This window comes from Anabaena catenula FACHB-362, from assembly GCF_014698735.1.
GTDB classification, from domain to species: Bacteria; Cyanobacteriota; Cyanobacteriia; order Cyanobacteriales; family Nostocaceae; genus Anabaena; species Anabaena variabilis_A.
In genome coordinates this window covers 1-21,879 of record NZ_JACJTQ010000058.1, presented here as the reverse complement: position 1 = coordinate 21,879, position 21,879 = coordinate 1, and the positions used below count along the sequence as shown (strand labels likewise).

Below are 21,879 nucleotides of genomic sequence, written 5' to 3'. Positions count from 1 at the left end.
TAATTCGTAATTCGTAATTCGTAATTACGGATTCCCACCTACCTAATTAACAATTACCATGACCAATAAACGCATCATAATTTGTACTTGTTTAGCGCTATCTTCTGGCTTTTTTGGTGGTTATATTGGCGGACAAATCACGTCAATGCTGCACAATCAGAAATGTCAAAATCAAGCTTGGGGCTGGCAACAGATGTGTAATGCTTGGGTAACACCAGGAGCAATATGGCAAGGTAGCACAGCCGGAATTTGGACAGGTACAATATTAGGAGCGTTTGTTGGCGGTTCAGTAACACGCAAATCTAGTCATTAGTCAATTCAACTATCAGTTGAGGTCGGAGAAGATTGTAAATTACTTAAAGATTGCCAACTGTTAGTGCTAGTATCAAAACAGCGCCAATATCCTTTACGTTCGTCTTTATAACAAAATAAGGTGCGATCGCGATCATCAAAATTATCAGTTAGAAAGTATACCATTCCCCGAAACGGATAAGTTTTACGACTCAGGCGTTTTGCTACAGCTTGATTCGGACATTCGACGATAAAAACAGATTCTCCATTGATATCAGCCAAGGAGAAAATACACATCCGCAAAATTGCTCTCAGCCAACTTTCAGAATTCTCGAAATAATCGTCGATAATTTTGTTAGTCAGGGCTTGTTCGAGGCTGCGGTCTTTGTTACGAGGAGTGTGGGCTTCAGACATAGCATCACCTAAAATGGCTACACCGCTGGTTAGAGATTAAACTAAAATTTCCAAAACTGACAAGTCTAGACTCACAAAGCTCATCAGTCAAGCAACACAGCTAGAGGTGGCAGAAAGACTGGTACAGTATACTTAATATCCTTAAGAGCTAATTGCCATGACTACTGAAACTACTACAGGTGCTGATGCTATTGATGTAGCGATCGCCAAAGGAATTGATTTTGACGGTTCTCCCATTCCCGAAGCTAAGTTAGAATTATACAGCCAAGTTATGGGACTAGAAGCAGGTAGACAGCGTAGTGGCGTATCCAATACCATGCGTTCCCGAATCGTCCGCATTGGTGCAAAACACATTCCCCAAGCCGAACTAGACCAAAAGCTTGTTAATGCTGGTTTTGCACCTCTGAAAGAAAAAGAAATTGCTTTCTTCTACGGCGGTAAATAAAAAGGGCAAAACTCCCAGCTTCTTTACCTCATTTTTCTAAGGTTCTTACCGTTAATACCTGGGGTGGAGTGGAATCGGGTGGATAAATCAAATCTAGCTGCACCATGCGCCTCATTCCAGGTTGTAACACAATTTCTGTCAAAGGTTCTAACACTTGACCAGTGCGATGCCATAAATGCACATAGCGCGTCTTCTGTTCCCCCTTCTCATCAGCATAACGCAACCGCACTGTCCCCCGAAAGAAAGGAAAATCTAAAGATGGTTTTCGGAAGCGGACACCACCTTGAGTTAATTTATCTTCTTTTAATGGTGTTTCTAAAGTTACAGCAACACTTTGAACTTTAGACGTGTTATTACTTAAAGGTAAACTGAGATTATATTCTACGCCATAATTTCCATGTGCTTCATAAGCTGTGTCGGGATAACGCACCAACATTTTCGCCGTTTGATTTTGTTCAGTACCCAATCTACCAGCGCGTAAACTAGCGATAGGATAGGAAATTGCTTGACCTGGTTCGGGAATAGTGAAAATTTCCGTTTTCGGGCTATCTACTAATTTTGCTTCCCAGCGCGAACCTTCAGAAACACCCGCTACACGCCCATAAATTAATTGACCCCCTTTAGCATCTGGTGGTGTGGGTATTTTATCTCTTGGCCCAGCAAAATTACCGTTATTTAGTAAATCTTGCCATTCTGCCATAGTTGGCGCACGGTCAGTACCATCAACATTTTTCTTAGCATACATTGCTAAACTAGCTGTATAAACTTTGCCATTACTACGCAACCGGAAAAAGCTAGACCGACCATTTACAGGTTTTTCTAAATTTCGCACCGGAATAGGATGATTTAGTAACATCCGACTTTTTCCCGCAGGAATTACCAATTTAGCCGGAAAATCAGCTTGACGAACTCCCCGTAGCACATCAGCCACCGCCCTAGCACCTGGGCCTGAGAACACTTTACCATCATTATTTTCAATGTATGGAGCTAAAGTTACAAAAGGCGCATCTTGCATTAAATAACTCGCACCCTGTAATACATCTACCGTTACAGATTTTTTACCAGGATTATGCAAAATTATACCCAGGTAAAGAGTTTGCAAATCCTTGGGAGTGTGGCTATAGTGGTGAGCAAATAAATCAAACCGTCCTTGAAAGGGAAAATTCAGATGTGCTGCTGGAACTTTTTTCCCATTTGCTGGAAAGGTAGAAAGTAAAACGCCTTCAGTTTTCACCCATTCCGGACTATTACTGTTAAACACAGGAATGGTATCTAATTTTCCAGGTAAAGCACGCACTTTTCCACCGATGATAATTTCTTGAGGTGCTGGTTTGGGTGGAGTTTGAGCATTTGCTAAGTCTTTGGTATGATTGGCGTTGAATCTTGTACATCCAATGCTTTGAGTAACAGCAAGTCCTGATAAAAGTATAAATAGGGTTGCAGGTATTTTCTTTTTTGGCTGTGGAACTGGCATAATGCTTTTTTGAAGAAAGATGTCTTCTCAAAGATGAACAATTTTAATTACAGCTTCCTCGTAGCATATTTCCGAGACTAGTTATTTTTTTTGAAAAAATATCTGGCGTACTTACACTTATAACCACACAATTACATACAATTATAGGAATAAGATGTTATTTTTAAAATATACGTAGAGTGGGCATTGCCCACAGCAGCAATGGTGAGACTTAAAATTTTATGGCTACGCCATGCAAGCTATCAGATATCATTTATGATTCCTATATCTGTAAGTTTAGGGTAAATTTAAAGTAACCTGGAAATTTCGACTCAGGAGTTAAATTGATGGATATACTCATTGAATCGACCAAGGATTTTGAGAAAGATTTAGAACAATTTACCGATACGGAGAAGTTTAGAATTATTAAAGAAATGAATCGCTATTTTGAACTTTTGTCATCTGAAAACAATTCGTTTTACCAAAATAGCGAACAACTTAGAAATATAAAACTTAATCACTCCTATGATTCCACTATCTATTCTCTCAAAATTAATGATCAACAAAGAATAATTTTAACTATTGATGATGATCCAATTTTTGGTTGTATATTAGTCACTTTATTTAGAATAGTTAACGCAGAAGACGCACAAAAGGCATATAACGCTATTGCAGAGTTTATTTATCAAGATTTTACAGTAGATGAAAATCTAGAAGTTAAAGTTACTTCTTTCTAATGCCACAAATTAAACCTCTTCTAGATGAATATGGCGTTATCTATGAAGCGATGAAGATTTTGCCAGAGGAGTTAAAAATTGATTTTCTCGAAGCTTTAGCGGAACTTGAAGATAATGAATGTCATAGAACGCGAACGTTTCCCAAAACGAGATTACATAAAGTAACAGGTATTAAACAAGCAATATACCGTGCTGATATTGATAAAATCTCTGGGTGGCGTATCCATTTACAGTATATTGAAGGTAGAATTCATCTCAAGGATATTATCGGTGGACAACATCATGATAATGTCATTGAGGTAATTAAACTTAAAAAAGATAGATATGATTAAGATAATTCGTAATTCGTAATTCGTAATAATGCCTCCGGTCCCGCTAGGGATACGTAATTTAGTTTTGTAAAAGAGATTTAGACACCGCTACAAAACGTGCTGATTGTTAGTGGTAGGGAACTTAAAGGCCAGAATTAATTAGTTAATTAACAACATTATCCTAAAACATTATCAACATTTAACTTAATTTCTGGAAATATTTGTAAATCGAGAATATCACCACGCTGAAAAGTTTTAATTTCGCTATAACCATTTGCGGTCGGGTAGCGATAAACTGTAATTACTTGTTTTTCAATATCGACTAACCAAATTTCCGAAATTCCGCTACTCGCATAAAGAGGAATTTTAACTTCTCTGTCATATTCAATGCTACTATCTGCAACTTCTACTAATAGTAAGATATCCTGTGTTTGCGGGTGTCCAGCTTCATAAAAATCTGCACGGGGTTTGAGTAATGCTATGTCTGGTTGCGGTTCTGAAAGATTATTTAAGATAATTGGATTTTGAGCATCAATTATTGCTAATTCACCCAATAATTGAGAAAATAGATTAATTAATCTCCTCACACAAGTTGCGTGTCTTGTTCCAATTGGTGACATTTCAATAATTTCTCCGTTAATTAATTCTACTCTGTCATCTTCTTTCAAAATGCCAGCTTTATTCATTTGGTGGTACTGAGAAATGTTAAAGCGTCGTTTGGCTAATTGTACAACCATGAGGAATCTCCTAGTTTGACTCTATAGCTTGACTATAGCAATCATAAATGAATCGTGAACACATATTTTATAGTGGATGTTGGGTTACGACGCGGTTTGGTGATTTATCTATGATCTTTATCAATTAATTATCGCGTCTAACCCAACCTACAAAAGGTTCACAATCTCTGCAAAAATTGCTATATTCTTACATTACAAATAATCAAAAAAGACTTCTGGTACTAGTCTTAATTCTCCTGATTTAAATTTAGAAATATCTATCCATAAAGCGCGGTGTTTACGTTCTGGTGTTTCGGAAAAAGTGATACTGTCTATTTGGTAAAATTTGGGATCTGCAAAATCACATTGATAAAGTTGAATGATTTCATGTCCTTGTTTACCATCGAAAGTAAATAGGTTTTCTATACAATTCAAGTAGCGAATATTGGTTAAATCAGCTTGAATTTCTTCTTGAAACTCTCTTTCTAAAGCTACACGACTAGTTTCGGCGAATTCCACGCCACCACCTAAAGCTCGATAAAATGTTGATTGTTTTGTGGAGTCGTAACCTTCAGATACAAATATTCTATCACCATCTCGAATTAGTGCTAGAACTATAACGCGAATTTGACCTGCTTTATTCATTGTTTTGACTAATTATCGTAAATTGAGTAAGCACGACTTTCACTATCTTCAACAGGCCAATCTGAGTTTTCGCCGCCGATATATAATTCTTCAATAGTGACGTATTCTTCACTTAACTGGGTGAGAGAATTGATTAAAATATCGAGTGCCATTGCATCACTAGTTCCTAAATCAAACCAACACCGTCCCCATTCTCCTTCATACTCAAACTCACCCATGTTGTGCATCAAAGATAAGAGGCTTTTATCATAACCTTTGGCATCGTAATTCATGTAACTGATATCAAATCCGGTATCTTGGACTTGGAGATTTTCGGCATTAAATGCCCCTAATTTACCCAAATAAAACCAGGAATTAAAAACTTCTTCTACATATTGTTTTTCACGTTGGGAGGGTACGGTGCTGAATTTCAACCAAATCCAGACATCAAAAGCATTAAACTCGCGGAATTGAATGTTCATCTTGGTAATGGGTAATAGCTAATTATGAATTACGAATTATCATAAATTTTGTAAGCGTTGTTTAGCTTGTTTACGTTCGTATTCAATTTGTTTTACTAAACTAGCGGGGAGTTGGGATTTTTTGGTTAACGCTTTATCAAAATTAGCGATCGCTTCCTTAATCAGATTCTGGCTTTTTTCATTTCTTCCCTGTGCTTGGAGGATTTGGGCTTTGAGGTAATAGATTTCTGGGTTATCCGCAGTTGTTTTTAAGGCGCGATTGACATAATCTAAAGCTTCAGGGTATTTTTTCAAATCTCGGTAGGCCAAAGCAATACCCCGATCTACCAAATACCCAGGGGCGGCATTTTTTTCTAGCCGTTCAATTGCTTGATCTGGGTTTGTAAAAGGTAAATTCACCGCCAACAATAAATCCATGTAGCCTCGGATTAAGTTTAACTCTGGATCATTGGGAGCGATCGCTTCGGCATTACCTAAATATTCATAGACTTTGCGTAATCGACTCAATGCTTGTGAAGCACCATTGACAGTTCCTTCACGAGTGATAATTACCGCACCCTCCAAAAAATTCCCCACAGCACTGTATAAATTACCACGTAATGGGTCACTACTAATCAACTTTTGTCCAGTTTCCAGAGTTTGACGACTGTAATTCTTGAGACTAACCCAATCTTGATTTCCATAAGCTAAAGATGCTTTCATCGCATAAGCTAGAGGTTCATCAGGTTCACTAGAGAGGGCTTTTTCCAGAAAATCGGCTGCTGCTGGATAATTTCCCTGTTGAAAAATTGCCTTAAAAGCAGCTTCCGTGCGATCGCCAATTTTACGCGGTTCACTACTCCGAAACGGATCACCAGCCCAAGAAGGATTTACCCATAGATTTAGGGTAATAGCAGTAACAAAAGTCACCTTAGCAAGTACAGGAAATCGAAGCGAGGTTATTAATTGAGGAATAAAAAACTGTTTCAACATAAAAATCCTCAGAATAATTGCGGTTGTAATAGTCTTATCCGTTACTTAAAATGCAAAAAATAGCCAATTTTCAACTTACAGCTATTTTCAGGTAAATGAACCACAGTTTTTGTTTCGCGCAGAGGCGCAGAGGCGCAAAGGAAGAAGGGAATCAATGTGTGGTTTAAATAGTTGAAAACGGCTGTAAGTTATTACCGTCAAAACTTTCTACACCCTTAAACACTAAGTTACTTAGTACAAGATGTCAGTTTTGCTGATTCCACAACTCATACTCCTTCCCAGTGTAAGATCACTTATCTTCTTCCTTCTTCCTTCTTCCTTCGCGTCCTTTCCTTCGGAACGCTGCGCGAACGCGCCTTCTCTTCGAGACGCTTCGCGAACGCGGTTCATTTAATCCGTATTCTTCTAGCCGTGACTCATAGTCCTTCAGACTTGGTGGTTTGCTAACTTTTTGGTAATCTTAACAAATGCTCTATCTTAGAAATTTAACCTATCACCCCACAGCTTGCCCAACAGCCATTCTCAAATCAATCAACTTAGACTTACCACCCCAAGAACTAGGTCTAATTATTGGTCCCAGTGGTTCTGGTAAAAGCACCTTACTAGAAATTTTATCTGGACTAGCTGAACCCACATCAGGCGCAGCTTTCTGGCGGGAACAACAACTCATAGCCGAACAGTTACAACAATTAGCTGGGATAGTGTTTCAGTTTCCAGAAAGGCACTTTTGCGGTGGTACAATTTTAGAAGAATTACGTTTAGGGCATCCAGAGTTAGGCTCAGAGCGAGTTCACCAGGCATTAAGCGAAGTAGGATTAGACCATTTATCACTCTCTACCTCTCCCCATGCTTTAAGCGGTGGACAGCAGAGACGTTTAGCTTTAGCAGTGCAATTGATTCGCCAACCGAATTTACTCTTATTAGATGAACCCACAGCCGGTTTAGATTGGTCAATGCGTCGCCAGTTAGTAAATTTATTAGCGAAACTGAAAAAAGATTGGACACTGTTAGTTGTAACACATGACGCTGGGGATATGTTGCCAATAGCTGACAAGTGCTGGACACTCAATCATGGTGTACTAGAAGCAGTTGACCCAGCGACATTGGCAAGTAAACAAAAAGAACCAATAGTAAATTAAAAATTAACAATTACAACAGTAATAATGACTCTAGAATCTTTACCTATAGCCAGTTTACCGGAAATGGCAGAAATCTGGCAGCAAACTCTAAATTGGCAACCAACAGACCAACAACAAAAACAATTTCAACAGCTTTATGAATTAATTGTAGAAGGGAATCGGCAACTTAATTTAACTCGCATTACTGAACCTGATGAATTTTGGGAAAAGCATCTTTGGGATTCTCTGCGAGGTATTGCACCGAAACAGCAATTTATTTCTTCTCTTTCAGCAGGTGTATCTGTAATTGATATTGGCACAGGTGCAGGTTTTCCGGGTTTACCAATTTCTATAATTTTTCCCAATAGTCAAATAACTTTGTTAGATTCAACGCGTAAAAAAATTAATTTTATTGATTCGATATTAAGTAATCTTTCTCTAACTAATACCAAAACTCTTGTAGGAAGGGCAGAAGAAATTGGTCAGGAAAATAAACATCGCCAAAGGTATGATTTAGCTTTAATTCGGGCTGTGGGTACAGCTTCCGCCTGTGCTGAATATAGTCTACCGTTGGTAAAACAGGGTGGTTTAGCTGTAATTTATCGGGGAAGCTGGACACAAGAAGAAAGCAAAAGTCTAAAAAATGCTGCTAATCAATTGGGTGGGGTAATTGAATTAATTGAAGAATTTACCACGCCTTTTACTAACAGCATTCGTCATTGTATTTATTTGCGAAAAGTGGTAAACACTCCAATTCAATTTCCCCGTGCTGTTGGGATACCGAGTCAAAAGCCTTTGTAAGTTTGCTAAAGGGAAATTGGTAAAAAATCAACTACGAATTATCCTAATTTAGTTGCGTCTGCAAAGCGTTGATTAATTTCATCCCAGTTGACTACATTCCACCAAGCTTCTAAATAATCAGGACGACGGTTTTGATATTTAAGATAATAGGCGTGTTCCCAAACATCATTACCAAAAATGGGATATTTGCCTTTGCTTAAAGGATTATCTTGATTTGCGGTAGTTGTGATTTCTAATTTACCATTTTTGCTACGAACTAACCAAACCCAACCACTACCAAAACGGCCAGCACCAGCTGCATTAAACTGTTTTTTAAAATCTGCAAAACTACTAAAATTATCTTTAATTGCGGTTGCTATTTCTCCTGTGGGTTCACCACCGCCATTCGGTTTCATTATTCTCCAAAACATGGAATGGTTAACGTGTCCACCGCCATTATTTCTAACTGTAGTTCTAATATCTGCGGGTACATTATCGAGATTTTGCAACAGTGCTTCAACTGATTTGCTTTTCAGTTTTGGGTATTTATCTAATGCCTGATTTAAGTTATTCACATATGCTGCATGGTGTTTATCATGATGGAACTGCATTGTTCTAGCGTCGATATGCGGTTCTAGTGCGTCGTAAGCGTAGGGTAAAGGGGGTAGTTGAATAGCTGGGGTTTGTGGGGGTGATGTTTCTGCTGAAGCAAAGCTATCTAAAATAAAAGCCCCACTACTAGCACTCAGTAAAACCAAGAAATGACGACGATTTAAAGCCATAAATCTTTTTGCAGCTACGTTTTTGTAAATTTGCTCACACTTTCCACTGTTTTAGATCATAACTGCAAAAGCTGATTAAGGGATTGTGATTCACACCCCTTAACAGTATAAGGTGAGTTAGCAATGCTTTAACCCACCCTCAAGTTATCATTTGACTTGAGAACTTTTTGCAGGCTGATTTATCTGATTTGGAGAAAGTTTCAAAGTAGCAATAGGTATTGCAGTGGCTACAATCACAACAGCAATAGCTAAAATCACAGCGACGGGTTTACCTCCAGATGTCAATAAATCTTTGAAAATGGTTTCTGTGGTTTTAGTTCCAACTTGAACTATTTCAACTATTTCTGATTTTGTGACGTTACCAATGATTTTTTCCGCAGTGGCTAAAAATTGGGTTGTGTTATTAGACATGGTAGCAAGATTTTCTTTTTCTGTTGGTTGTTGAGACATGGTTTACACTCCTCAAATGTGTGTCTTTTTTTCATGTCTCTATCATTACGGATCGTCTATACTGAATAGCTAGGATCTAGGTAAATATAGGATTATCTGGATAAGTCTCAAAAATTGCTAGGTAAATCTAGGATAATGTGGGTTTTGTTGTAAAATATAGAACCTAAGCCAAAAAACCTACTTTAGAACTCACACAGGTGCAAATGGAAGCAGAAAAAGCTTTAGAATCCATTCAAAAAATATTACAAACAAGAAAAAAACCATTTAATAGTATAGAATCAAAAGTCTTTATCCAAATTTGGAAAGGCAAAACTTATTATGAAATGTTAGGTATTATATATAAATCTAACGAAAAACCATATTCGGAAGCGTATCTTCTGGAAGTAGCTAACAAAAACCTATTTCCGAAAATTAGAATACTTTTAAAGAACGACGATATTGATAAATATAATTTTAGAGAAGAAATAGAAATATTTTTGAGCAATGATGATGAAATTATAGAGAGTCCTGAAGATAATCAAAATCCTTTTCTTCCTTTAAATGGAAAAGTAGATACTGCAAAAAAGTTTTTTGGTAGAGAAACAGAAATACGTGAAATATTAGACTTTCTAAAAAGTAGTTGCAATGTCTCGATAATTGGTGACGACGGAATTGGTAAATCATCTTTACTATGGGCAATTTGTCAACAGAATGAAAATTTAATTAACTTAAATCGCAAGTTGGTGTTTATGGATTTGAATGAACACATTGATAGCCAAGAAACTTTTTATGAAGAATTATTTTATAGAATTGGCATTAGTAGTAATTTGAGTTTTAGAGACTCTAAAAGAGATTTAGAAAATAGAAAAATTTTATTAATTTTAGATAATGTTTCCAAATTATCAGAATTTACCCCAGGAGTGAGAGGACAGATAAGGTTTTGGTCAGAAGGTATGAATGCTCCTTTAAAATTAGTGGTAGCTGCTAATAAATCTTTACCAGAATTATTTAGGGATGGTGAAAATGGAATTAATTCACCATTGGAAAATGCTTTTCAACAAATCAATATTCTCCCTTGGAATGAAAAAACTATCCGTGAATTTATTGCCAAGCGATTACAACCAACCACAATTAATTTTACAGAAGCAGATATCCAAAAACTGATTCAAGAAAGCGGTGGACACCCCCAAAAGTTAACCCAGCTTTGTTATAATTTGTATAAAAAATATTCTCAAAAAAACAATATTTAAAAATATATTATGACTACACAATTTCCCGTACCATGTTTAGATTTAGCCCCTAAATTACACAGTCCCCTCTCTTTATGGAATCCTTTAGATTACCTAAGGTTACTGTATTGGGTGTTTTTTTTCCCGCAGGCTTTGCGGTGGTATGTTGATACTTTTGGCGGGGGTTATATTCCTCAGAAGGAAATGGAAAGCAATAAAAGAATGGAGTTATTACTTAACAATTCTGTTCAGAGTAAATTGCTATTTCAAGGTGTGGTTTTAACAATAGTCACACCAATATTTATTTGTTTCTGCTTACAAGAATTAGGATTGCATATTAACTGGTTCAGTGTGGCATTAGGTATTGCATTCAGTGTTACATTCATTTGGATGTCATTCACTGTAGCATCCACTGTAGCATCCACTGTGGCGTTTGGTGTGGCATTTGGTGTGGCATTTGGTGTGGCATTCGGTGTTGTAGGTGTGGCGTTTGGTGTGGCATTTGGTGTGGCGTTAGGCGTGGCCTTCGGTGTGGCATTCGGTGTCACAGAGGATATGACGGGAGGTATAGCCTCCAGTGTGGGATACAGTATAGTAATCGGTCTGATATTCGGTGTAGTGGGTGTTGTGTTCGGTGTCTTGGGAGGTTTATTGGGAGGTGTCGCGGGTGTTTTGGGAGGTGTGAAGGGAGGTTTAGCTTTCGGTGTAGTGGTAGGTGTGGCATTCAGTGTGGCGGTTTTACGTCCAGAAAATTGGTTAATTTGCTTACCTTTAAATCTCTTTTATTCCAGAAATGATAATCGTCTGTTTTCACGTATTACTAGAGTTCCTCTGCCTTATCTTAATTCCCGTTTACAAAACTGGCTACAACAGGACTGGGAAAACGGTACACATAATGTTAATCAACTGTTAGCATATACTATGCAATCTGCTTCTGTTATTAAAGCAGTTAACAACGTACTGAATACGAAATTATCAGACAAAAACGAAGTAATTGGATATATTTCTCGATTAGCTGATAATCCTTTTGATTGGCAACTAATAAAAGATATCTCAGATTTAGAAAAGCCTTCAATCGAAAAACCCTATCGTGCTGCTGCTGCTGGCTTTTGGTATTTTCATGAAAAACAACCAACTAAAGCAACGGAAGCTTTTGCTGTAGTTCGTTCTCTTCTATATGGGGAAGAAATGTATATTCTTGCTCAAAGTCTAGCAGCATTTAACGATGCTAAAGAATTAAACTCTATTTCTAACCTACAAATACCTACTTTTCCAACAGAAGATTTATTACATCCTGTCACTTGGCAAGTATTAGATAGATTCGTCAAAGTAATTGAAGATGTGAAATTTATCAATCGTAGTTTATCTCGTGCGGCTCGTTCTTTAGCATTAAATCGTGCATTAGGAGAACTAATAACTATTTTAAATACAGCGGACACCCTGCCAAAAGCAGAGCAGATATTAATCATAGATATTGCCAAAAATTGGCAACAACAACTATTACAAATTGCTGGAGAAATCGGGGAAGTTGTTATTATTAAACCTGTAAATAATCCCTATATTATAGGTGATCCTGTTTTAGGTAATTTGTTTATTGGAAGAGAAGATATTATTGGACAATTAGAAGAACTTTGGTTGAGCAGTCCTCAACTCCAGTCCGTAGTTATTTATGGTCATAGACGCATGGGTAAAACTTCGATTTTACGTAATGCTGCTAACTCTTTAGATAACCAGGTAAAAGTTGCTTATGTGAATTTACTCAAGCTAGGAGATGTAACCCAAGGAGTAGGAGAAGTATTAATGGCTATTAGTGATGAAATTTCCCAAGTTGTGAATATTCCCACTCCTAATAATGATGATTTATTAAAACTACCTGTCCCAACTTTTAACCGCTATTTTAAAGAGGTAATTAAAAATTTATCCGGTGGTTTAATTATTGCTTTGGATGAATTTGAAAAAATTGAAGATTTAATCAAAGATCAAAAAATTCCTACTAATTTTATGGACTTATTGAGAGGTTTATTACAAGAATCTCCCCAAGTAGCTTTTGCTTTTGCAGGGTTACACACTTTAGATGAAATGACCGCAGATTATTTTCATCCCTTTTTTGGTAGTGTGATTAATATTCGTGTGGGTTTTCTCAGTCGTGGTGCAACTGGTCAAATTCTCGCTAACCCTGCTATTGAAGAATTTTTATTAGACTACGCACCAGAAGCACTAGATAAAATTTATGATTTAACCTACGGACAACCTTATTTAGTGCAGTTGGTAGGTTTTCATTTAGTCCGACTATATAATGAATTTGTTTTTGAACAAGGAAAACCCCGCGAACCAGTTTTTACAGTGGAAGATGTAGAAGTAATTGTTAATAAACCGGAATTTTTCCAAAGAGGTAGTAATTACTTTAATGGAGTTTGGGGTCAAGCTGGGGAGAATGGTAATACTCAACAAATAATTTTAAGTCATCTGGCACAAAATACTGAAGGATTAACTGTAAATGAGTTAGTTGAATTTACAGGAATAAATGAAACCGATTTACAGAATGCTTTAGACACTTTAAAACGTCATGATGTCATTGCAGAAAATCAGGAATGCTGGAATATAATAGTAGAATTATTTCGGCGTTGGGTTGTGAAATCACATCCTTAAATTATATGAGTTGGATGAACCTCACCCCAACCCCTCTCAAACGCAAAAAGGGTCATTTTTAATATTAATTGATATACGGTAGGGTGCGTTAAGATGAAATCTGTAACGCACCAGCATTAATTTTTTGGTGCGTTACGCTGCTGCTAACGCACCCTACATAATTATTAAATTGAGCATTTTAATAACAACCTAAACTCAAACTAAATCCTGGTAATATCTCCTCCCCTAATAATTCTGTAGGCAAATTTCGCAATTCCACATCTTGTCCTAAACGATAAATTTCTACTTGTTGCTGCTGAGGATTTATCAACCATCCCAGTTTTACTCCTGCATCCATATATTCTTGCATTTTCTGACGCAGAGTTTTTAAATCATCTGTTGCTGACCTTAATTCAATGACAAAATCTGGTGCAATGGGGGGAAATTTGCGTTGTTGTTCAGGAGTCAGTGCTTCCCAACGTTCTTTTTTAATCCAAGCTGCATCTGGAGAACGGTCGCCACCATTTGGTAATTTAAATATAGTGGAAGAACTAAAAGTGTAACCGAGTCCTGTTTGCCGATTCCAAATACCTAAATCAATAATTAAATCTGCCTCTCTATTACCACTTTCTCCTCCCACTGGTGGCATAATAATTAATTCTCCTGTAGCTGTGCGTTCAAATTTTAAATCGCTGTTTTTTTGACATAGTTGATAAAACTGTTCATCGGTAAAATCAACTGTATTTAAGTTTAGTTTTAAAGGACTGATAACCATAAAAATATTTATTCTCCTGACTAGAATATATTAATATTATGACTCAGATATGATTTATATACAATTTCTCAATCCTGTTCATCCTTTAATCCTGGATATCCTGATTCTGACAATTGATAGGACGGGGAAACCCCGCCCCTATGGTTAACCGCAATTAACCGAAATGTTTGATGATTGCGTCGGCAAATTCAGAACATTTTAATGGTTCTACAGGTGGTTCCATTAACCGCGCTAGGTCATAGGTGACTTGACCATTAGCTATGGCTGCACCTAATCCTTTTTTAACCAAATCTGCGGCTTCTTGCCAACCCATAAATTCCAACATCATCACACCAGAAAGAATCACAGAACCAGGGTTAATCTTGTCTAACCCAGCGTGTTTGGGTGCTGTACCGTGGGTAGCTTCAAAAATAGCGCAGGAATCGCCAATATTTGCCCCTGGCCCCATGCCTAAACCGCCAACGATAGCCGCAGCCGCATCAGACAAATAATCACCGTTGAGGTTCATTGTCGCCAAAATCGAATACTCATCTGGACGAGTTTGGATTTGTTGAAAGATGCTATCGGCAATGCGATCATTAACCATGATTTTCTCTTTCCATTTGCCGTTTCCGTGGCTTTCCCAAATGGTGTTAAGAGTTGTTTCTACTTCCTTGACAATTTGCGCTTTCTTCTCTGGAGTCAAGGAATCAAAACCAGGATCAATCATGCGGGCGTTTTCTTCTGAGGAGAGATTGGCGTTTTTCTCCTTGTTACCCAAAATCCAAGATTCCCTTTCTGTAACCGTTTCTTGACGAAATTCCGTAGTTGCTAATTCATAACCCCAATCACGGAAAGCGCCTTCGGTGTATTTCATGATATTGCCTTTATGCACCAAGGTCACTTGTTGCTTATTTTTCGGCAATAACAAGGCGTGTTTGATAGCCCGACGGACAAGACGCTGAGAACCGGTTTTACTGATGGGTTTGATGCCAATTCCCGCATCCAGAGGAATTTGCTTTTTACCATGTTCTGGGGTAGCGGGTATCAATTCCTCATTCAGGAATTTTATCAAGCGATCGCCAATTTCACTTCCCTGTTTCCACTCAATCCCCAAATAAATATCTTCCGTATTTTCCCGATATATAATTACATCCAGTTTTTCTGGAGTTTTGTGTGGAGATGGTGTACCAGCGTAATATCGGCAAGGACGCACGCAAGTATAAAGGTCAAAAATTTGTCTGAGTGCTACATTTAAAGAACGAATTCCCCCACCTACCGGAGTAGTTAAAGGGCCTTTAATAGCAACGCCATATTCTTCAATAGCGGTTAATGTATCCTGAGGTAAATACTGGTAAGTACCATATAAATCACAAGCTTCATCACCAGCATAAACCCGGAACCAGCTAATTTTTCTTGTGCCTTTGTACGCCTTTGCTACCGCAGCATCAAGCACTTTTTCGGTCGCTGGCCAAATATCTATACCCGTCCCATCACCTTGAATAAACGGGATAATGGGATTTTCAGGTACAACTGGCTCACCATTTTTGAAGGTAATTTTTGATCCAGTTGTCGGGGGGGTAATCTTGTCGTACATAATTCACAAACTCCAAATTGATACGCTGCCACACAAAGTGAGAAAATATCCGTTGGGCAGGTTAACAGATTTCGCTATTTTTGTCTTCACTCGGACATGAGGCGCAGATTATCCCCTGCTTTATCTGATACAGTATTGGTGGCTCAAGTGTAGCTTTCAGTTAAACCGCCGCTATTTTGTACGTTCGCGTAGCGTGCCGGAGGCAATCAAAAATAGTAAACTACTTTTCGCTATCTGTGCTTCATTTTGTAGAATGCCCAATAGCTGATTCGTTTTTCCACTGAACGCTAACACGAGTAATGGCATGACAGACCCAATGATTCTATCAGGCACTGCTAATCACATCGACTCCCTGCGCCAAAAGTTAATCGCTGGGTCTGAAAAAGTCCAACAACAAATCATCCCACAGTTAGCTGACTTGGGTAATGAGGGGTTAGATGTATTGCAGGAATTTTTACTGAAACGTCGTGATACCCCAGCAACTTGGATTGATGGTAAAGCCTACAAAGTAGTCTACAACTCTGATGCACCAAAAGCCAAGGAATTTCTACAAACTTATTTTCCTGAGGGAATTGTACCTCTAAAATCAGACTGTGGGATCAATTACAATTCTTTGCAAAAGCTTCTCGTCGCGTCAGATTTCCAAGCTGCTGACCTATTGACAATTCAAACAATGTGTGAGGTAGCAGGATCTCAAGCAGTACAAAGAAAGTGGTTATATTTTACCGAAGTAGAAAATTTTCCCATCCAAGACCTAAAAACCATTAATCATCTGTGGGTAGTTCACTCAGAAGGTAAATTTGGTTTTTCCGTACAGCGAGAAATTTGGTTGGGGTTGGGGAAAAACTGGGAAAACTTATGGCCGAAAATTGGCTGGAAGAGCGGTAATATATGGACGCGCTATCCCCACGAGTTCACATGGGATTTAAGCGCCCCCAGAGGTCATCTACCCCTCTCTAATCAACTGCGGGGTGTGCGGGTGATGTCTTCTCTTCTCAACCACCCGGCTTGGAGTTAGGTGATTGGGGAGATGGTGAGATGGGGGGACGCGGAGATGGAGAGATGGAGAGATGGGGAGACGCGGAGATGGGGAGACGCGGAGATGGGGAGACGCGGAGATGGGGAGACGCGGAGATAGGGAGATGGGGAGATAATTTGAAAATAATTATTACCAAATCACCAATCACCAATCACCAATCACCAATTCCCAATCACCAATCACCAATCACCAATCACCAATTCCCAATTCCCAATCACCAATTCCCAATTCCCAATCACTAATTACCAATTACCACTGATTAAAAATGGCAAAAGTGCTGCTAGAAAACGTTAAGCGTAGATTTAACAATGTCACCGCAATTGAGGATATCAGCTTTGAAATTCCTGATGGGGAGTTTTGGGTTTTAGTTGGGCCTTCAGGTTGTGGTAAATCTACGATTTTACGAACCATTGCTGGGTTAGAAGCTGCTACATCTGGTAATTTGTATATAGGCGATCGCTTGGTTAACGATATACCAGCAAGAGCGCGTGATGTAGCGATGGTATTCCAGAACTATGCCCTTTATCCCCACATGACGGTAGCGCAGAACATCGGTTTTGGGTTAGAAATGCGAAAAATTGACCCCAAGACGATTCAAGAACGGGTGTTGACTATAGCGCGATCGCTTTCTCTAGAATATCTTTTAGATAGGAAGCCTAAACAACTATCTGGGGGACAGCAACAACGAGTAGCATTAGGAAGAGCGATCGCACGTCAACCACAATTATTTTTACTTGACGAACCTTTATCTAATTTAGATACCCAATTGCGAGATGATACCAGGGCTGAATTAAAACAGCTACATCAACAATTAGGAATTACGACAATTTACGTCACCCATGATCAAGTTGAAGCGATGACTTTGGCTGATAAAATTGTGGTACTAAATCGTGGACGAATTCAACAAATTGGCGCTCCTCAAAGTATTTATGCTTTACCTGCTAATGAGATGGTAGCGACTTTTTTGGGCAATCCGCCTATGAATATTTTACCAGCTATTTATAAAGGCGATAGTTTTGATGTTAGTGGTCAATTATTAGCAGTTCCCAAAAATATCAAAGCAGCTTTAAGTTTACAACCAGAACAAATTTGTAATTTAGGGATTCGTCCTGAACATATTTATATTAACAAATATATTAATGAATATATTAACGAACCACAGAGGCGCGGAGAACTCAGAAAGGAAGAGTTGGGAGGTTTGGTTGCAGACGTGAAGGTGGTAGAACCTTTAGGACGAGAAACATTGATTCGTACAAGTTTATCTGGTTCTTCTGGTTGGCTAAATGTGCAAGTTGGTAGAGATGTCCGTTTACATCCAGGAGAACGGCTGAATTTGCAATTAGATTTAAGTCAGTTATTTGTATTTAATCCAAGTAATGGTAATAGAGTTTTTCCCGTTGCTTGAGGATAATTCAAAATCAAAAAATGTAGGTTGGGGAGTCACCACTGTGGACGAGTTTCCCTGTTTGGAGCAAGTAGCGTTTGACGTAAGGAAACCCAACATTATCAAATAGACATCTGGTGGTAAATATTGTAGAGCCGAGAATCCCTACCCATGGAACGTCTCTACAAGGGTTTTAGGTCACGCATATTTAAATTCGGTCGATGTCTAATAAAATTATCAAAACTTTTGTTGGGTTGCGCTGTTGCTTAACCCAACCTACTAAAAATCAATATAAAAAATAAAAATTTATTTCAATCCTGTAGCTTTTAAAACCTCACTATCACCTTTTTTGACAATTAGGGTTGAAGGAGAATTTCCATTTTCTGTAATCGGTTGTTCTAAAATGTAGAGATAATCTCCATTTGTCCAACCTGTAACACATTTACCATCCCGACAAGAGATTTTTCCACCTGTTAAATTAATACATTTACCTTGAGAGTCACATCCTTTATAAGTCAAGTTTCCTGTATTATTAACTCCTGTCCAAGAGTCAGTATTTCCAATCGTAATTGTCCACTCACCATTACTTATGGTGTTTGATTTACTTGATTTACTATCTTCGGTTGTGGTGGATGATTTCTCATCTAGAACTTCCATGTTAGTAATGATAGATTCTTTGCGAGTTTTACCACATGGTTCAATACTTTGACAATCATTAACTGATTTTATTTGGTAAGAAGCACGTACTTTTTTATTTAAAAATTTTGTTTCTTCTGCACAAATCTCAAAACTTGCACCTTCATTATATTCAGTTCCATTTTCAGCTACTAATTTGACATAACATAGTAAATCACCATTGACTAATTCTTTGACTGTTCCCACTTTTAGTTGTTTGGGTACTTTTGTCTCAGATTGGGTAGTTTTACCTGTTTTAGCTGAAGTTTCTGTTTCATCTTTTTGGGTAGATTCGGTTTTAGCTGAAGTTTCTGTTTCAGGTTCTGGAGAAGTTGTCGTTTGAGATTGTGCAACAGTATTAGTTGATCTTTCTGGTGCTGTATTAGCTGTATTAGTTGGTGAATTACCACAACCGACAATTGATATACAGCCAATAATTAAGTAAATTGTGGGAATTAGTTTTTGCATTATTGAATTTTGCGATTTACACCATTGAATTTGTTTGAGACTTTACTAAATCACCAGGAGGAAATGCACCATTTTCTGTAATAATGGCTGTAATTAATTCGGCGGGAGTAACATCAAACGCAGGATTATAAAACTCTACTCCTGAAGGTGTCAAAATAGTATCACCAATTTGATATATTTCCGATGGATGACGTTCTTCAATAGGGATTAGACTACCTTCAGATAAGGTAAAATCAATAGTAGAAACAGGTGCAGCAACAAAGAAGGGGATATTATGTTTTTGAGCTACTATAGCTAAACTGTAAGTTCCAATTTTATTAGCGGTGTCCCCATTGGCAGCAATTCTATCAGCACCTACAACAACCGCATCAATTAAACCTTGTTTCATGCAATGTGCAGCCATATTATCAGTAATAACTGTTACGGGAATTCCTTCTTGTACACATTCCCATGCGGTGAGTTTTGCACCTTGTAAACGGGGACGAGTTTCATCTGCAAATACTCGCGTTAAACGTCCTTCTCTCCACGCAGAACGCACTACACCTAATGCAGTACCATAACCAGCAGTTGCTAAAGCACCGGCGTTACAATGGGTAAGTATAATTAGCTTTTCTGGGGTTTTGGGTAAAGCTGCTAAACCATGATCACCTATAGCTTCACAGGTTTGAATATCTTCAGCGTTGATAGTTTGGGCAGTTTCTAGGAGAATTTGTTGAATTTCTGCGATTGTTCCCAGAGTTTCATAAGCAGTTTGTATCATTCTACCAATTGCCCAAAACAAATTTACGGCTGTGGGACGGGTAGAACGCAACAATTGAGCAACTTTTTCTAATTGTTGCAAAAATTCGGTGCGATCGCTAGTTTCAATTTCCCTCGCACCCAAATACATTCCATAAGCAGCAGCGACACCTATTGCTGGCGCACCTCTAACAATCATAGTTCTAATTGCTTCGGCCATATCTTCACTGCGATGAATTTCCACCACAGCATACTCATTTGGTAAACGAGTTTGGTCGATTAGTAAAACGGAGTTATTTTTCCAAACAACGGGATAAAGCATAAATGGGTAATTGGTAAGAGTTATTTATCAGTCCCTATTCCCTACTACTATGGGAAATAAGTAGTCATCATAGCAACTTTAGGGTGATTGTGAGCGATAGCTACGCTAGTCTAAGTAATAAAAATATCCAAATAGTACATTAAGAGTTTTTAGTTGCTACCCAACCACCAACCCAAAGTCCTGTATAAAATCTCAAGATATTGCCAAAACCAGCTTGCTGTAATAATTCCACTACTCTCATTTCTGAAATAGGAACAACACCTTTTTTGATTGTTTCTAGTCCTTCCATCCTTTTTTCTGGGTTCATTCCCATTTGCTCCCAATAAACTTTAATGATGGAAATCATTTTTTCAAATTCATCAGTTTCTTTTTCACCAAATATGTCTACTAAAATAAAAGTAGCTGATGATTTTAGACGCTGGGCAATATTTTTTAGTAAAGCCAATTTACTGCCATCATCAGGTAGAAAATGCATTACTAAAATACAAGTTGCTGCATCATATGCAAAAGTAGTATCTAAATCATGTGTATATCCAGCAAATAATTTAATTCGTTCAGATAATCCATGCTCTTCTATTTTATTCTGAGCAATAGATAGCATATTAATCGATGGATCTACACCTAGCATTTGCCACTGTGAATTACCTTTACTAAACTTAACTAATTCCATACCACTACCAGCACCCACTATCAACAAATTAGCTTTTTCTGGTATGTTTGCTCTGAGAACAGATAATGCCATATTGTGCATTACCTCATAACCAGGTAAAGCCATTTGAATCATTGTGTCGTACTCATTGGTAGCAACTGGTGGGTTAGAGTCAAAATTTATATTTTGTTCTGGCATTTGCTTTTATTTTTATGTGTGTAGATTATTTTGAGAAAAGTCTCCATTAGAATGTATTAATCCCAATAAACCTACTTGTAAAGTATCTGGTTGCATTAGACCAATTTTGATAATATGCTCACATAACAATTTCAGTATAAATTAATTTATTGATATTTAGCTGATTTCTCGATTTATAATCACTCATCATCAAAAAAGTACAGTAACTATTATCTATGCTCAATCAAACCTATACAACCGATGTCCTAGTAGTTGGAGGAGGAACCGGCGGAACTGCGGCGGCTATCCAAGCGGCACGAAGAGGCGCTAAAACCATCCTCGTTAGCGAATTTCCCTGGTTGGGAGGAATGCTCACCTCAGCGGGCGTATCTGCACCTGATGGTAACGAATTACAAGCCTTTCAAACCGGCTTATGGGGTGCATTTATACAAGAATTACGCCAACGACAACCAGGAGGATTAGATAACAGTTGGGTGAGCTTTTTTAGTTATGAACCGCGTATAGGTGCAGAAATTTTTGCTGACTGGGTAAAGGAATTAGGACTTACGCATTGACAGAATGACAAAATAGTGCATTTATAAATATGGGTCATCTAGTCATAGGTATCGGACAATTAGAGAAATAAGTAAACCATCCACAGCACA

24 protein-coding genes and 1 pseudogene are annotated in these 21,879 nt (G+C 38.0%); 12 read left to right on the top strand and 13 right to left on the bottom strand.

Features of this window, described 5'->3' with window-relative positions; genetic code table 11:
* The first annotated feature begins 58 nt into the window (after nt 1-58).
* Nucleotides 59-313, top strand: coding sequence for a hypothetical protein (locus H6G68_RS23855; RefSeq protein ID WP_190908867.1), 255 nt, complete (start codon nt 59-61; stop codon nt 311-313).
* 5 nt (nt 314-318) lie between these two features.
* Here H6G68_RS23855 and H6G68_RS23850 read toward each other — a convergent pair whose 3' ends face one another.
* Complete coding sequence (locus tag H6G68_RS23850; RefSeq protein ID WP_127056123.1) at nt 319-705, bottom strand: hypothetical protein; 387 nt, start codon at nt 703-705, stop codon at nt 319-321.
* Between the two features lie 157 nt (nt 706-862).
* Between H6G68_RS23850 and H6G68_RS23845 the strand changes: the two genes are divergently transcribed.
* A complete protein-coding gene (locus H6G68_RS23845; protein WP_071189144.1) occupies nt 863-1,150 on the top strand; it encodes a small RNA NsiR4-regulated ssr1528 family protein in 288 nt (95 codons plus the stop codon).
* Nucleotides 1,151-1,178: 28 nt separating this feature from the next.
* On the opposite strand, the gene H6G68_RS23840 is transcribed toward H6G68_RS23845, so the two are convergent.
* Nucleotides 1,179-2,624, bottom strand: coding sequence for a DUF3370 domain-containing protein (locus H6G68_RS23840; RefSeq protein WP_190908866.1), 1,446 nt, complete (start codon nt 2,622-2,624; stop codon nt 1,179-1,181).
* A 326-nt stretch (nt 2,625-2,950) separates the two neighbouring features.
* Between H6G68_RS23840 and H6G68_RS23835 the strand changes: the two genes are divergently transcribed.
* Both H6G68_RS23835 and H6G68_RS23830 read left to right on the top strand, forming a co-directional pair.
* Complete coding sequence (locus H6G68_RS23835) at nt 2,951-3,340, top strand: hypothetical protein (RefSeq protein ID WP_190908865.1); 390 nt, start codon at nt 2,951-2,953, stop codon at nt 3,338-3,340.
* The gene (locus H6G68_RS23830; RefSeq protein WP_127056127.1) at nt 3,340-3,672 is read left to right on the top strand and encodes a hypothetical protein; all 333 of its coding nucleotides are present in this window, start codon (nt 3,340-3,342) and stop codon (nt 3,670-3,672) included. The genes H6G68_RS23835 and H6G68_RS23830 overlap by 1 nt, the downstream gene beginning before the upstream one ends.
* A 155-nt stretch (nt 3,673-3,827) precedes the next feature.
* On the opposite strand, the gene H6G68_RS23825 is transcribed toward H6G68_RS23830, so the two are convergent.
* The 4 genes from H6G68_RS23825 to H6G68_RS23810 all read right to left on the bottom strand — a co-directional run bounded on the left by H6G68_RS23825 (nt 3,828) and on the right by H6G68_RS23810 (nt 6,445).
* Entirely contained in the window at nt 3,828-4,388 is a 561-nt protein-coding gene (locus H6G68_RS23825) for a Uma2 family endonuclease (RefSeq protein ID WP_190908864.1), read from the bottom strand.
* A 192-nt stretch (nt 4,389-4,580) separates the two neighbouring features.
* On the bottom strand, nt 4,581-5,012 hold the full coding sequence (locus H6G68_RS23820) for an NUDIX hydrolase (protein ID WP_190908863.1): 432 nt from the start codon (nt 5,010-5,012) through the stop codon (nt 4,581-4,583).
* 8 nt (nt 5,013-5,020) lie between these two features.
* Complete coding sequence (locus H6G68_RS23815) at nt 5,021-5,473, bottom strand: DUF3531 family protein (protein WP_190908862.1); 453 nt, start codon at nt 5,471-5,473, stop codon at nt 5,021-5,023.
* Nucleotides 5,474-5,512: 39 nt separating this feature from the next.
* The gene (locus H6G68_RS23810; RefSeq protein WP_190908861.1) at nt 5,513-6,445 is read right to left on the bottom strand and encodes a Sll0314/Alr1548 family TPR repeat-containing protein; all 933 of its coding nucleotides are present in this window, start codon (nt 6,443-6,445) and stop codon (nt 5,513-5,515) included.
* 467 nt (nt 6,446-6,912) lie between these two features.
* Here H6G68_RS23810 and H6G68_RS23805 point away from each other — a divergent pair, with 467 nt between their 5' ends.
* Nucleotides 6,913-7,584, top strand: coding sequence for an ABC transporter ATP-binding protein (locus tag H6G68_RS23805; protein WP_190908860.1), 672 nt, complete (start codon nt 6,913-6,915; stop codon nt 7,582-7,584).
* Nucleotides 7,585-7,608: 24 nt separating this feature from the next.
* Entirely contained in the window at nt 7,609-8,364 is a 756-nt protein-coding gene (gene rsmG / locus H6G68_RS23800) for a 16S rRNA (guanine(527)-N(7))-methyltransferase RsmG (protein ID WP_190908859.1), read from the top strand.
* Nucleotides 8,365-8,402: 38 nt separating this feature from the next.
* Here the strand turns inward: rsmG and H6G68_RS23795 are convergent, their stop codons facing one another.
* Nucleotides 8,403-9,125: a superoxide dismutase gene (locus tag H6G68_RS23795; protein WP_199332706.1), complete on the bottom strand. Its 723-nt coding sequence runs from the start codon at nt 9,123-9,125 to the stop codon at nt 8,403-8,405.
* A 147-nt stretch (nt 9,126-9,272) separates the two neighbouring features.
* Nucleotides 9,273-9,575, bottom strand: coding sequence for a hypothetical protein (locus H6G68_RS23790; protein ID WP_190908858.1), 303 nt, complete (start codon nt 9,573-9,575; stop codon nt 9,273-9,275).
* 203 nt (nt 9,576-9,778) lie between these two features.
* Between H6G68_RS23790 and H6G68_RS23785 the strand changes: the two genes are divergently transcribed.
* Both H6G68_RS23785 and H6G68_RS23780 read left to right on the top strand, forming a co-directional pair.
* The gene (locus H6G68_RS23785) at nt 9,779-10,804 is read left to right on the top strand and encodes an nSTAND1 domain-containing NTPase (protein ID WP_190908857.1); all 1,026 of its coding nucleotides are present in this window, start codon (nt 9,779-9,781) and stop codon (nt 10,802-10,804) included.
* Nucleotides 10,805-10,813: 9 nt separating this feature from the next.
* Nucleotides 10,814-13,432 carry an ATP-binding protein gene (locus H6G68_RS23780; RefSeq protein WP_190908856.1) on the top strand — a complete coding sequence of 873 codons (2,619 nt, stop codon included), beginning with the start codon at nt 10,814-10,816 and terminating at the stop codon, nt 13,430-13,432.
* A 178-nt stretch (nt 13,433-13,610) separates the two neighbouring features.
* On the opposite strand, the gene H6G68_RS23775 is transcribed toward H6G68_RS23780, so the two are convergent.
* Together H6G68_RS23775 and H6G68_RS23770 are read right to left on the bottom strand one after the other, a co-directional pair.
* A complete protein-coding gene (locus H6G68_RS23775) occupies nt 13,611-14,186 on the bottom strand; it encodes a Uma2 family endonuclease (protein ID WP_190908855.1) in 576 nt (191 codons plus the stop codon).
* A 154-nt stretch (nt 14,187-14,340) separates the two neighbouring features.
* The gene (locus H6G68_RS23770; RefSeq protein ID WP_190908854.1) at nt 14,341-15,762 is read right to left on the bottom strand and encodes an NADP-dependent isocitrate dehydrogenase; all 1,422 of its coding nucleotides are present in this window, start codon (nt 15,760-15,762) and stop codon (nt 14,341-14,343) included.
* A 304-nt stretch (nt 15,763-16,066) separates the two neighbouring features.
* On the opposite strand from H6G68_RS23770, the gene H6G68_RS23765 reads away from it, so the two are divergent.
* The 3 genes from H6G68_RS23765 to H6G68_RS23755 are packed head-to-tail and all read left to right on the top strand — an operon-like array spanning nt 16,067 to nt 18,206.
* Nucleotides 16,067-16,780 carry a GUN4 domain-containing protein gene (locus H6G68_RS23765; RefSeq protein ID WP_127056136.1) on the top strand — a complete coding sequence of 238 codons (714 nt, stop codon included), beginning with the start codon at nt 16,067-16,069 and terminating at the stop codon, nt 16,778-16,780.
* Nucleotides 16,781-16,800: 20 nt separating this feature from the next.
* Entirely contained in the window at nt 16,801-17,043 is a 243-nt protein-coding gene (locus H6G68_RS23760; RefSeq protein ID WP_190908853.1) for a hypothetical protein, read from the top strand.
* A 23-nt stretch (nt 17,044-17,066) separates the two neighbouring features.
* Complete coding sequence (locus tag H6G68_RS23755) at nt 17,067-18,206, top strand: ABC transporter ATP-binding protein (protein WP_190908852.1); 1,140 nt, start codon at nt 17,067-17,069, stop codon at nt 18,204-18,206.
* Between the two features lie 285 nt (nt 18,207-18,491).
* Here H6G68_RS23755 and H6G68_RS23750 read toward each other — a convergent pair whose 3' ends face one another.
* The 3 genes from H6G68_RS23750 to H6G68_RS23740 form a co-directional block, all read right to left on the bottom strand.
* Nucleotides 18,492-19,328: a hypothetical protein gene (locus H6G68_RS23750; RefSeq protein WP_190908851.1), complete on the bottom strand. Its 837-nt coding sequence runs from the start codon at nt 19,326-19,328 to the stop codon at nt 18,492-18,494.
* 16 nt (nt 19,329-19,344) lie between these two features.
* Nucleotides 19,345-20,388, bottom strand: coding sequence for an S-methyl-5-thioribose-1-phosphate isomerase (gene mtnA / locus H6G68_RS23745; RefSeq protein WP_190908850.1), 1,044 nt, complete (start codon nt 20,386-20,388; stop codon nt 19,345-19,347).
* A 139-nt stretch (nt 20,389-20,527) separates the two neighbouring features.
* Complete coding sequence (locus H6G68_RS23740) at nt 20,528-21,235, bottom strand: class I SAM-dependent methyltransferase (protein WP_190908849.1); 708 nt, start codon at nt 21,233-21,235, stop codon at nt 20,528-20,530.
* Between the two features lie 215 nt (nt 21,236-21,450).
* Between H6G68_RS23740 and H6G68_RS23735 the strand changes: the two are divergent.
* Nucleotides 21,451-21,774 (top strand): annotated as a pseudogene (locus H6G68_RS23735) (FAD-dependent oxidoreductase); the annotation flags it as partial.
* Nucleotides 21,775-21,879: the final 105 nt, after the last annotated feature.